This is a genomic window from Streptomyces sp. NRRL S-337 (assembly GCF_000720175.1).
Classification (GTDB): domain Bacteria; phylum Actinomycetota; class Actinomycetes; order Streptomycetales; family Streptomycetaceae; genus Streptomyces; species Streptomyces siderophoricus.
In genome coordinates, this window is record NZ_JOIX01000130.1 from 1 (window position 1) to 11,831 (window position 11,831).

Genomic DNA, 11,831 nt, shown 5'->3' on the forward strand with positions numbered 1-11,831 from the left:
ACCCACCACAAACCCAGCCCGCCGCAGGCGCAACGGCGAGCGAGCCCCGCGGCGGGAGAGACGGCTACGTGCGGGGCGCCGCAAAGCGCAACGGCGAGCGTGCCCCGCGGCGGGAAAGACAGCTACGTACGCGGCGCCGCAATGCGTAACCCCGATGGCGGGACAGCCAGCTACGTACGCGGCGCCGCAAAGCGCAACGGCGAGCGTGCCCCGCGGCGGGAAAGACAGGTACGTGGGAGGCCGGCCAAGCGCAGCGGAATGCGGTGGGGACGTAGAAACGCCAGACTCGGGTACAGGGGCACATGTGGCGTATGCCGCATACGTGGAACAAAAAACCTCTCATTGGAGGCCCGCCGTGCAGCGGCAACCGCATCCGCGCCCTGAGCGCACGCTCGACCGCGATCCGGAGCCCACGCGGCCGCCGGACCCGGGAGGCCCGCCGCCGAATCCCACCCCCGACCCGCTTCCTGGACCGCCGACCCCGCCCGGGCCACCGGAGCCCATCCCTCCGGAACCGTCGCCGATACCCCGTCCGCCCGGCCCCGACCCGGTCCCGGACCCGTCCCCCGCTCCCTCACCGCTTTCCTAGGAGGTGCTGACCATGGCCATCGCCACGGTGAACCCGGCCACCGGCGAGACCCTGAAGACCTTCGACGCGCTCAACGCGGGCGAGATCGAGGACCGCCTGGTCAGGGCGGAGCAGGCGTTCCAGCTCCACCGCACCACCAGCTTCGCCCGTCGCACGGAACTGCTGCTCAAGGCCGCCGACCTGCTGGAGGCCGATCAGGACGGCATCGCCCGCACGATGACCACCGAGATGGGAAAACCGCTGGCCCAGGCCCGTGCGGAGGCCGCGAAGTGCGTGAAGACCATGCGCTGGTACGCCCGCAATGCCGAGGGGCTGCTGGCCGACGAGCACCCCGACCCGGCGGACGTCGGTGATTCCGGGGCGATGCGTGCCGTGGTCCGCTACCGGCCGCTCGGCCCGGTCCTGGCGGTGATGCCGTGGAACTTCCCGCTCTGGCAGGTCGTACGGTTCGCCGCCCCGGCGCTGATGGCCGGCAACACCGGACTGCTCAAACACGCCTCGAACGTCCCGCAGACCGCCCTGTACATCGAGGAGCTGTTCCGCCGAGCCGGCTACCCCGAGGGCTGTTTCGAGACCCTGCTGATCGGCTCCGGCGCCGTCGAGGAGATCCTGCGGGACCCGCGGGTGGCCGCCGCGACGCTGACCGGCAGCGAACCGGCCGGGCGCTCGGTGGCGTCCATCGCCGGTGACGAGGTCAAGAAGACCGTGCTGGAGCTCGGCGGCAGTGACCCGTTCGTGGTGCTGCCCTCCGCCGATCTCGACAAGGCGGCCAAGGTCGCGGTGACCGCGCGGGTGCAGAACAACGGGCAGTCCTGCATCGCGGCGAAGCGCTTCATCGTGCACAACGACGTCTACGACGCCTTCGCCGAGCGGTTCACCGAGCGGATGGCGGCGCTGACCGTCGGCGACCCGATGGACGAGAACACCGACGTCGGACCGCTCTCCAGCGAGCAGGGCCGCTCCGACCTGGAGGAACTCGTCGACGACGCGGTCCACCAGGGTGCGACCGCACTGTGCGGCGGCCGGCGGCCGCCCGAGCACCGGGCCGGCTGGTTCTACGAGCCCACGGTCCTGGCGGGCATCACCCCGACCATGCGCATCCACCACGAGGAGGCGTTCGGGCCGGTCGCCACGCTCTACCGGGTCGCCGATCTCGACGAGGCGATCGAGCTCGCCAACGACACGCCGTTCGGGCTGAGTTCCAACGCCTGGACCCGCGACCCCGACGAACAGGCCCGGCTGGCCCGGGACATCCAGGCCGGCGGTCTCTACTTCAACGGCATGACCGCCTCCCACCCCGGCCTCCCCTTCGGCGGCGCCAAGCGGTCCGGCTACGGGCGGGAACTGTCCGGCCACGGCATCAAGGAGTTCTGCAACATGACGACGCTCTGGTACGGCCCCGAGGAGTGACCGGACCGGCGGAGCGTTCCCCGGCCGGGGAACGCGTCACCGCCCCGGAGCCGCCGGCACCAGGAACTCGCACCACAGCGCCTTGCCGTTGCCCCGCGGCTCCGCGCCCCAGCGCTCCGCCAGCGCCCCGACCAGCATCAGGCCCCGGCCCGAGGTGGCGGTCTCGCCGGGGCTGCGGCGGCGCGGCCACTGGCTGGAGCGGTCCTCGACCTCCAGCCGGATCCGGCGCGGGACGCCGGGCAGGAGTTCCACGGTGACCAGGGCGCCGCTCTCGGTGTGGGTCAGGCGTTGGCGATCAGCTCCGAGGACGCCACCTCGACGTCGTGCAGGACGGCGCCCGCCCGCCACTGGTCCAGCGTGCGGCGCAGCGCCGAACGGACCTCGGCGGCGCCCGCAGGATCGGCTTGGTGGACGTGCAGCCGCAGCCGCGGCGTGGTCACGGCCCCCGGGCCCGGGGTGCAGCAGCAGGAGGGCCATGTCGTCCTCCGAGCCGGGGTCGGCCCACAGCTGGGCCGAGAGGTGATCGGCCAGCTCCTCCAGGTCCGCGGGCCGGTGCGGACCGCCTCGGACAGCGCCGCGATCCCGGTCCCGGCCGACGCTCGCCGGGTGGTAGCGGACGGTGACCGCGCCGCCCGCGAGGGGCGGCAGCCGGCGCGGCAGCATCGTCGCCTGCAGCCCGGTCGCGAGCTCCCGCTCCTGGTCGAACAGGGTCGCCCGCTGCACCGACTGCGCCACCACACCGGCCAGCGCCAGCGCCAGGTTCCGGGCCTGCGGCGACCGCACCGCCGGCCCGGCGTGGAACAGCCCCAGTGCCCCGAGCACGGTGTTCTGGGCGACCAGCGGCAGGAAGGCCGCGCCGCCCGCCGGCAGCAGGTCCGCGTACGGACAGCGCCCGGGACAGCGCGGCGGTGGTCTGCTGCACCATCACGGTCTGCCGCTGCCGCTCCTGCTGGAGCGAGCGCAGCAGCGCGGAGTCCGCCAGCTCGCCGGTCGCCTCCCGGACGATGCCGATGACCCGGTACGGCGTGCCCTCCGGGTCGTGCAGGATCCGCCCCTGCGAATGCGTCCAGCGCCGCGTCCCGTCCCGGCACCGGACCCGGAAGTACGCGCCGTACGACGAGTGGCCGTCCTGGAGCGCCTGCGCGAGCGCCTCGTCCAGCCGCAGCCCCTCCTTGGCCGCCACCCGCCCCGCCAGGGACAGCGGTGCGCCGTCGTATTCCCCCGGGCGCAGGTCGAAGACGTCCAGGGCGCCGGGGTCCAGTTCCATGAACCCGCGGTCCAGGTCCCAGTCGAAGGTGCCCATCCGGTTGAGCGAGAGCCGCTCGCGCAGCACGATCGGTTCGTGCCGCGAGACCCCGGGAGCCTCCTCCTCGACCCGGCGCCAGTCCCGGTCGGTGCGGGGGTCGTAGCCCTCGTCGGACGGTCCGGCCGGCGGGGCCGTCATCGGGTGCCCCACCTCGTGGCCCGGGGGCGCGCGCCGTGTGGGCTCACCATGCGAACACCTCAGGCGGGGCTCGCGCACCCCGCATGTCCGGTGCTCCGGGCGGTGCGCGGGGTACCGAGAACGGGTGAGGGAGGGGAAGGGGAGGGGCGCGCCGGGGGGTTGGCGGGCAGGCCCTCCCCGGCCCCTCCCAACTTCCCTGCCGGTACGGTCGCTTGACGCGACCGTTCACCTCCCGAACCATGGATCCGGGCAGCCGTCGGGCGTATGCCTGACTGCCCGCGGCACAGGAAGGCCCCGCCATGAGAGCGCGCGCCGTACGAGCCCGACGCCTCCGGCACGCCCTGGCCACGTCCGCGGCCGGGGTGGCCGGTTTCGCGGTGCTGTGGGTGGCCGCCGGGGCACCGACGTCCCCGGACCGCGTGGGCCCGGCGCCGCACCGGATGCAGGTCTACCTCACCACCACCTCCGATCCCGGCGGCCGGCAGGTCGTCCAGGGCCTGCGGCGGCAGGCACCGCTCACCTTCCGGCCGGGCCGCGGCGGCACCCTCACCGTCGACCCCTCCCGGACCTACCAGCGGTTCGAGGGCGGCGGCGCCTCGTTCACCGACACCGCCGCCTGGCTGGTGAACAGCAGCGGCGCGCTCAGTGACGCGGCCCGCGCGACGGTCCTGCGCAAGCTCTTCGACCCGGACGACGGCATCGGCCTCGGCTTCCTCCGCAACCCGATGGGCGCCTCCGACCTCGCCCGCTCCGGCTACACCTACGACGACCTGCCCGCCGGCCGGACCGACCCGGACCTCCGGCGCTTCTCCGTCGCCCACGACCTCGCCGACGTCCTGCCGCTGACCGCCCGGGCCCGCCGGCTCAACCCGGCGCTGAAGGTGATGGCCACGCCCTGGAGCGCGCCCGCCTGGATGAAGGACAACGGCCGGCTCGACCAGGGCCGGCTGCGGCCGGAGTACTACGGCACCTACGCCCGCTACTTCGTGAAGTACCTCCGCGCCTACCGCGACCACGGCGTGCCGGTCGACTACGTGTCCGTGCAGAACGAGCCCACCTGCTGCGCCGGTTACCCGTCGATGCGGTGGACCGGCGCCTCCCTCGCCGACTTCACGAAGAACGACCTGCTGCCGGCACTGCGCCGGGCCGGACTGCCCACCAAGGTCCTCGCCCTGGACTGGAACTGGGACCGCTACGACGCCTTCGCCCGGCCCACGGTCGACGATCCGGCCGTCCGCCGCCACCCCAACTTCGGCGGGCTGGCCTGGCACGGTTACGGCGGCACGGTCACCCGGCAGACCCGGGTGCACGACCGGTACCCGGGCCTGGCCGTCCACGACACCGAGCACTCCGGCGGCCGGTGGATCGCCAACCAGCAGAAGCAGGACATGCACGACCTCATCGACTACACCCGTAACTGGGGCAGCAGCTGGACGAAGTGGTCGCTCGCCGTGGACCAGAACAACGGTCCGCATCAGGGCGGTTGCTCCGACTGCACCGGGTTGATCACCGTCCACCACGGCGACGACCACAGCGGCCGGGTCGACTACACCGTCGAGTACTACACGATGGGCCACCTCACCAAGTTCGTGAAGCCCGGCGCCCGCCGCATCGCCTCCGCCGGCCCGTCCGCCCTCCCCAACGTCGCCTGGCGCAACCCCGACGGCTCCACCGTCCTGATCGCCTACAACGACACCGCCACCCCCCGGCCCGCCGGCATCAACTGGGGCCACCGGCACACCGGTTACGTCCTCCCGCCCGGCGCCTCGGCCACCTTCACCTGGTAGGAGCCCGCAAGCGGGCGGCACGGCGTGTTCGGCGGGTACTGCCCTGCCGTCCCGTCGGCGCCGGCAGGGCTCGCACACGGCGGATCGACCGTCAGGCGTGCGCCCCGGCCGGCGCGGCGACCGGGCGGGTGTGGCGGGTGCGGTGGGCCAGGGTGGCCTTGCGAGTCGCCACGTCGACGGTGTACGCGTCGATCGTCAGCCGGGCGCCGGCCACCTTCAGCAGCATGAAGCCGTGGTCGGAGAAGTTCTGCCAGGCCGCCGGGTGGGCGAAGTGGGCCTTGCCGTCCTCCGTCTTGGCGGACGCCCCGCACACCACCTGGCGGGTGCCGCCGGTGCGCGCGGTCGGCTCCAGGATCTGCAGGGTGTGGTCGTGCCCGGACAGGATCAGATCGGCCCGGCCGCACACCACCTTCTCGTACATGTCCTTGAGGTGGACGCCGCTGGTGTAGTTCCCGATCTCGAAACCGTCGTACGAACCGGCGCTGCCGTGCTTGCCGTTGTTGAGGTACGGGTGGTGGCCGATCACCACCTTCCAGCGCGCCCGCGAGGTCCGCAGGGCCTCGTCCAGCCAGCTGCGCTGGGCGCGCATGTACGGGCCGTCCCAGCGGTAGTACGGGTCGAGCTGGGCGACGTACGACGACCAGGGAATGGTGTCGAGGGCGAAGAACTCCACCAGCGGGTCGGCGGCGGGCAGCGGTACGCGGTAGTAACGGGCGGGCATGTACCAGCGCTTCGAGCTCCTGGCGTACGAGACCTCGCGGTCCCCGCGCGACGGGTCGCCGCCGCTGCCGGGTATCAGCCCCGAGCAGTCGTGGTTGCCCAGCACCATCAGCCAGGGCACGTCGATGCCGTTGTTCGGCTTCTCGAACTTGTCCTGGAACTCGGAGTCGTGGTCGGACTCCGGTCCGTTCTCGTAGATGTTGTCGCCGAGCCCGACCGCCAGGCCGACCCCCTCGCTGCGGCAGATGTCGCGCGCGGCGGCCGCCACCGCGTACTGCGCCTCGTCCCCGGTCCCGGCGTCACCGGTGACCAGAATGGCGAACTCACCCTTTCCGTTGGGGCGTTCGGGGAACGGAAAGGCTCCCGGCGCACCGAGGCGGGGGGCGGCCGACGCGGGGGACTGGGCCGGCGAGGGCAGTACCGCCAGCGCGGCACCGGCCATCGCGCCGCCCAGCAGCGTCCGCCGGTTCACCCACTGCGGCACCCGGCCCGTCGTCGGCATCGGCGCCGCCCCGCCGCCCGCCGCGTCCGTGCCGGCCCGCAGCCACTCCCGCTCGGTCATGTCCGCCTGCGGCGGGATCAGTTCGTCTTCACACATGCCTGGTTTTTCTCACGGCAGGCAGGGGTGATGGTGACGAAAAGATGAACCGGAGGTGGACGTATGGCGATCGGCGGCACCTTTGCTACGCGTCGGTAACTACCCGTCCCCGTACGGCATCAAGCGGTGAGAAAAGCGGAAGCGGTGACCTCCCGTCAGCCGTTGGCGAGCCGGCGAAGGGTGCGGCCGAGACGGCGGACGTAGGCCCGCTGGAAGACGGGGATGAGTGGACCGGCGAGCCGGGTGAGGGCCTGTGCGGGGCGGCTGAACGCGGTCACCGTGAACCACACCGTGCCGTCGTCGCGCAGCTCGGCCAGGAACGCCTCCTCGCCGCACTCGGGATGCCCCTGTCGGGTCCCGTACGCGAAGCCGATCCGGTCCGCCTCGTCCGCCGTCCACACCACCCGGCAGGGCGCCCGCAGCCGCAGCGGGCCGACCCCCAGGGAGACCTCCACGGCCACACCCGGAGCGGCCCGCGGGGCGTCGGACCGGATGCCGGTGCCCGCCGCCCGGTGCATCCGGAAGGTGGTGATGGCCTCGCCCGCCGCGGCGAGCGCCGCGCGGCCCCGGCCGATCGGCAGCTCCTCGTGGAGGTGGTCGTACCCGGGCGGCAGCGGCGCGCGCCCGGTGGCGCCCACCTCGGGATAGGTCAGGTCGGTCAGGTCGGTCATGAACGGCGACGCTACGCGGGCCGCCGCAAGTGATCAACAACGTTCGCCCGGGCGGCGGGGACCGCGCTGTACGGGCCGGAGGCAGGTCGTGACCGCATCGCCGCCGGGCGCACGGCGGTCCCCCGTGAGCGCGACGACGCGCCCGTCACACCCGGCTGAGGAACGCCTCCACGGTCCGGACGAAGCAGGCCGGGTCGTCGAGCCACGGGTAGTGCCCGGCGCCCGGCTGGACGGTCAGCTCGGCGGTGGGGAGCAACTCGGCGATGGTGGCGGCGATCCGGGGCAGCGGACCGCCGTCCAGCTCGCCGGCGAGGAAGAGCACCGGAGCCCGCAGCGCGGCGAGGGCGGCACGGGTGGCGGCCGGCTCGAAGGCACCGGCCGATGCGTAGCGCTCCGCGGCCTCGTCGTTGGTCTGCGCCACCTCGGCCGCCGCGTGCGCCTGCGCGGCCGTGTCCCACCGCCCGTAGAAGAAGGGCATGGCGGCGTCGAAGTCCTCGTCGGTCGCCGTGCCGTCCCAGATGGCTTCGAAGGCGCCGTGCGCGGACTCGTACCACGGTTCGGCCTTCCGCAGCGCCGCGGCCTCCAGGCGGTGCTCGGTGGTGAAGTCGACGCCGAGCGCACGGCCCCGCGCGTTGCTCAGCACCAGCGCACGGATCCGCTCGGGATACCGCGCCGCGTACCCGAGGGCCAGGTCGCCGGCCGCCGAGTGCGCCAGCAGATCGGCCCGCTCCAGGCCGAGGTGACGGCGCAGCGCCTCGACGTCCTCGGCCTGCCGGTCGCAGCGGTAGCCGGCCGGGTCGGCCGGGACGGCGGAGTCGCCGGTGCCGCGCAGGTCGAGCAGCACCAGCCGGCGGTGCGCCGACAGCCCGCCGAGGTCACCGAGGTAGGCGGAGGCCCGCATCGGGCCGCCCGGCAGGCAGAGCAGAGGTTCTCCCTCACCCAGCACGTGATAGCCGAGCTCGGTCCCGTCGGGCGCGGTGAAGATGGCAGCAGGCATGACGCCATCCTCCGCACCGCTCGGTGATCATGGCAAGGGGGTTACGGACGTCACGGACCGGAGCCGCCGGGCCCCGCGAGGTCTCCCGGCTCCCCGGCCGGTGCGCCGTGCCGTCCCGCGCCCGCGGCGAAGCGCGCCGCGCCCTGGAGCGCCTCGGTCAACACCGCCTGTCCGTAGCGGAGTTCGTCGGCCATCGCGGCCGCCTCGTCCCTGCCCTCCTGGTCCAGCAGGGACGCCCGGTCGCTGCGCAGACACGCCTGCGGGAAGCGGGCGAGCTCCGCGGCCAGCGCCTCCGCCTCCGCGCGGGCCGTGCCGGTCGGCACCACGCGGTTGGCCAGCCCGATCGCCAGCGCCTCCGCGGCCGGCACCGGCCGGCCGGTCAGGACCAGGTCCATGGCCCGGCTCGCCCCGATCAGCCGGGGCAGCCGCACCGTACCGCCGTCGATCAGCGGCACGCCCCACCGCCGGCAGAACACCCCGAAGACCGCGTCCTCCTCGGCCACCCGCAGATCGCACCAGAGCGCCAGCTCCAGCCCGCCGGCCACCGCATGGCCCGCCACCGCCGCGATCACCGGCTTGCTCAGCCGCAGCCGGGTCGGCCCCATCGGCCCGTCGCCGTCCGCCGTCACGCGATTGCCCCGCTCGGTGCCCACCTCCTTCAGGTCGGCGCCCGAGCAGAACGTCCCGCCCGCGCCCCAGAGCACCGCCGCCCGCGCCCCGTCGTCCGCCTCGAACTCCCGAAATGCCGCGGCGAGTTGGCGTGCGGTGGCGCCGTCCACGGCATTGCGGCGGTCCGGCCTCGACAGCACCACCGTCGTCACCGGCCCGGCGCGCTCCACCCGTACGGACATCAGGCCGCGCCCCCGACGGCCGCGACCCCGGCCGCCGCGACCCCGGCCGCCGCGTCCCCGACCGTGGTGCCCCCGGCCGCCGCGTCCGGCGTCCACGGCCGGACCCGTTCGAGGATCGCCGTCAGACCGGCGCCGGCCGGCAACGTGCCGTACGCATGGCCCCACTCCCCGCCGAGCCGCGTCGCACAGAACGCATCGGCCAGCGCCGGATCGCTGTGCCGGACCAGCAGCGAACCCTGCAGCACCAGCGCCATCCGTTCCGCCAGCGAACGCGCCATCAGCTGCGCCCGCTCCGGGCCGGAGAGTTCACCGAGCAGCGTGCGCAGCCCGGCCACCGCCGCGTCCAGCCGCCGGTCGGCGCCCGCCGCCTGCTCCACCTCGGCGAAGAACGCGTCCAGCGCGGCCGGTTCCCGGCCCAGCGCCCGCAGCACGTCGAGCGCGGCCACGTTGCCCGAGCCCTCCCAGATGGACAGCAGCGGCGCCTCCCGGTAGAGGCGCGGCATGCCGGAGTCCTCGACGTAGCCGTTGCCGCCCAGGCACTCCAGCGCCTCCGCGGCGTGCGCACTGCCGCGCTTGCACACCCAGTACTTGCCGGCCGCCAGCGCCAGCCGGCGCAGCGCCGCCTCCTGCGCGTCCCCGGCCTGCGCCCCGTCCACCGCCGCCGCCAGCCGGAGGCCCAGCAGCGTCGCCGCCTCCGACTCGATCGCCAGGTCCGCGAGCACCGAGCGCATCAGCGGCTGCCGGTCCAGCTCCCGCCCGAACGCCCGCCGGTGCGCGGTGTGGTGCAGCGCCTGCCGCAGCCCCGCCCGCATCCCGGCCGCCGAGCCGAGCACACAGTCCAGCCGCGTCATGTTCACCATCTCGACGATGGTCCGCACCCCGCGGCCCGGCTCGCCGACCGGCCAGGCCACCGCCCCCTCGTACTCGATCTCGGACGAGGCGTTGGAGCGGTTGCCCAGCTTGTCCTTCAGGCGCATCAGCCGCATCCCGTTGAGCGTGCCGTCCGGCAGCACCCGCGGGACGAGGAAGCAGCCGAGCCCCTCCTCGGTCTGCGCCAGCGCCAGGAACAGATCGCTCATCGGCGCCGACGTGAACCACTTGTGACCGGTGAGGCGGTACGTACCGTCGCCGGCCGGCACCGCGCGCGTGGTGTTGGCCCGCACGTCGGAGCCGCCCTGCTTCTCGGTCATCGACATGCCCGCGATCAGGCCAGACTTGGTGAGCGGGGCGCGCAGCCCGAAGTCGTAGCGCCGGGCGGCCAGCAGCGGTTCGTACTGCGTGGCGAGCTCCGGCGCGGCGCGCAGCGCGGGCACGGCGGCGTACGTCATCGAGATGGGGCAGCCGTGCCCCGCCTCGGCCTGCGACCACACGTAGAACTTCGCAGCCCGCACCAGATGCGCCCCCGGGCGGTCATCGGTCCACGGCGCGGCGTGCAGGCCCTGCTCCACCGCCACGGTCATCAGCTGGTGCCAGGCCGGATGGAACTCGACCTCGTCGACGCGGTGCCCGAACCGGTCGTGGGTGTGCAGCCGGGGCGGCTGCTGCTCCGCCCAGCGGGCCTGGTCCTGCACCGCCGCCGAACCGGCCAGCTCCCCGAGCGCGGTCACCTCCGGCTCGCCCCACTTTGCGCCGTACCGCAGGAGCGCCTCCAGCAGGGCCGGCTCGTCCGCCGTGCTGAACCCGGTCAGCGGCGGGGCCTGATTCACGACTTCATGGGTGACGGTCATACCCTCGACATTACAGAATCGGAACACCCGAGAGAAGTATGTAATACCGCCGCTGTGCCGGCCACCGGCCACCGGGCCGCCGCCCGACGCCCCGTAAACTCCAGCCACCCATGAACGACGACGGCCCCACCCCCCTCGACCGACCGCGGCCGCTCACCGCCCGCTCGATCGTGCTGAGCACCCTCCTCGGCCACCATCCGCCGCGGCTGCCCGCACGCGCCCTGGTACGGGTCGGCGAGCTCTTCGGCGTCGCCGAGGGCACCGTCCGGGTCGCCCTGTCCCGCATGGTCGCCGCCGGGGACCTGCGGCAGACCGGCGGCACCTACGCCCTCACCAGCCGCCTCCTGGCCCGCCAGGCCCGCCAGGACGAGAGCCGCACCCCGCGCACCCGCCGCTGGCACGGGGACTGGGAGATCGCCGTCGTCACCACGGCCGAACGCCGCCCCGCCGCGGAGCGCACCGCGCTGCGCCAAGCCATGGCGGGCCTCCGGCTGGCCGAACTCCGCGAGGGCAGCTGGCTGCGCCCCGCCAACCTCGACCGGCCCCACCCCGCGGTCGTCACCGAACAGTGCACCTGGTTCACCGGCACCCCGGACGACGACCCGGCCGCACTCGCCGCCCGGCTCTGGGACCTCGATGCCTGGGCGGCCCACGCCCGCGCCCTGATGGCCGCGCTGGACCGCGCCGACACCCTCGCCGACCGGTTCACCATCGCCGCGGCCGCCCTCCGCCACCTCCTCGCCGACCCCCTCCTCCCCGCCGCCCTCCTTCCCCCGGACTGGCCCGGCACCCCGCTCCGCACCCACTACGCCCGCTTCGAAGCAGACCTCCGGGAAGCGCTTCGCCCGTACGTGTCCGAGTAGGGGCAGCGCCGCCTACGAGGCAGGGAGTTCGACGCGTAGGGTCAGGCCGCCACCGTCACGGGGCCCGGTGGTGAGGGTGCCGTCGTGTGCGCGGACCACCGAGCGGACGATGGACAGGCCCAGACCGACGCCCTTGTCGCTGCCGGTGCGCTCGGTGCGCAGCCGGCGGAACGG

12 protein-coding genes are annotated in these 11,831 nt (G+C 74.2%); 3 read left to right on the forward strand and 9 right to left on the reverse strand.

The annotated features are described in order from the left end of the window. The first annotated feature begins 601 nt into the window (after positions 1–601). A complete protein-coding gene (locus IG62_RS0139920) occupies positions 602–1,999 on the forward strand; it encodes an NADP-dependent succinic semialdehyde dehydrogenase (RefSeq protein ID WP_030815877.1) in 1,398 nt (465 codons plus the stop codon). 36 nt (positions 2,000–2,035) lie between these two features. Here the strand turns inward: IG62_RS0139920 and IG62_RS50355 are convergent, their stop codons facing one another. The 3 genes from IG62_RS50355 to IG62_RS42820 are packed head-to-tail and all read right to left on the reverse strand — an operon-like array spanning position 2,036 to position 3,443. Next, the gene (locus IG62_RS50355) at positions 2,036–2,251 is read right to left on the reverse strand and encodes an ATP-binding protein (protein WP_420711187.1); all 216 of its coding nucleotides are present in this window, start codon (positions 2,249–2,251) and stop codon (positions 2,036–2,038) included. Between the two features lie 29 nt (positions 2,252–2,280). Then, positions 2,281–2,439, reverse strand: coding sequence for a hypothetical protein (locus tag IG62_RS50360; RefSeq protein WP_420711188.1), 159 nt, complete (start codon positions 2,437–2,439; stop codon positions 2,281–2,283). After that, complete coding sequence (locus IG62_RS42820; protein WP_420711189.1) at positions 2,436–3,443, reverse strand: PAS domain-containing protein; 1,008 nt, start codon at positions 3,441–3,443, stop codon at positions 2,436–2,438. The genes IG62_RS50360 and IG62_RS42820 overlap by 4 nt, the downstream gene beginning before the upstream one ends. Positions 3,444–3,742: 299 nt before the next feature. Here IG62_RS42820 and IG62_RS0139930 point away from each other — a divergent pair, with 299 nt between their 5' ends. After that, a complete protein-coding gene (locus IG62_RS0139930; protein WP_030815880.1) occupies positions 3,743–5,230 on the forward strand; it encodes a glycoside hydrolase family 30 beta sandwich domain-containing protein in 1,488 nt (495 codons plus the stop codon). 91 nt (positions 5,231–5,321) lie between these two features. Here the strand turns inward: IG62_RS0139930 and IG62_RS0139935 are convergent, their stop codons facing one another. The 5 genes from IG62_RS0139935 to IG62_RS0139955 all read right to left on the reverse strand — a co-directional run bounded on the left by IG62_RS0139935 (position 5,322) and on the right by IG62_RS0139955 (position 10,794). Beyond that, positions 5,322–6,548 carry a metallophosphoesterase gene (locus IG62_RS0139935; RefSeq protein WP_030815882.1) on the reverse strand — a complete coding sequence of 409 codons (1,227 nt, stop codon included), beginning with the start codon at positions 6,546–6,548 and terminating at the stop codon, positions 5,322–5,324. A gap of 155 nt (positions 6,549–6,703) precedes the next feature. Then, on the reverse strand, positions 6,704–7,210 hold the full coding sequence (locus tag IG62_RS0139940) for a DUF1990 family protein (RefSeq protein ID WP_030815884.1): 507 nt from the start codon (positions 7,208–7,210) through the stop codon (positions 6,704–6,706). A 154-nt stretch (positions 7,211–7,364) separates the two neighbouring features. Then, on the reverse strand, positions 7,365–8,216 hold the full coding sequence (locus tag IG62_RS0139945) for an alpha/beta fold hydrolase (RefSeq protein WP_030815887.1): 852 nt from the start codon (positions 8,214–8,216) through the stop codon (positions 7,365–7,367). Positions 8,217–8,266: 50 nt separating this feature from the next. Next, positions 8,267–9,067, reverse strand: a complete 801-nt coding sequence (locus IG62_RS0139950) for a crotonase/enoyl-CoA hydratase family protein (RefSeq protein ID WP_030815889.1) — start codon at positions 9,065–9,067, stop codon at positions 8,267–8,269. Next, positions 9,067–10,794 (reverse strand): acyl-CoA dehydrogenase family protein, encoded by a 1,728-nt coding sequence (locus IG62_RS0139955; RefSeq protein ID WP_234326938.1) that lies wholly within the window; start codon positions 10,792–10,794, stop codon positions 9,067–9,069. Before IG62_RS0139955 ends, IG62_RS0139950 begins: the two co-directional genes overlap by 1 nt. Positions 10,795–10,904: 110 nt before the next feature. Here IG62_RS0139955 and IG62_RS0139960 point away from each other — a divergent pair, with 110 nt between their 5' ends. Further along, entirely contained in the window at positions 10,905–11,657 is a 753-nt protein-coding gene (locus tag IG62_RS0139960; protein WP_030815895.1) for a PaaX family transcriptional regulator C-terminal domain-containing protein, read from the forward strand. A 12-nt stretch (positions 11,658–11,669) separates the two neighbouring features. Here IG62_RS0139960 and IG62_RS45805 read toward each other — a convergent pair. Continuing rightward, positions 11,670–11,831: ATP-binding protein (locus tag IG62_RS45805; protein WP_234326939.1), on the reverse strand; the 162-nt coding region annotated here is incomplete at its 5' end.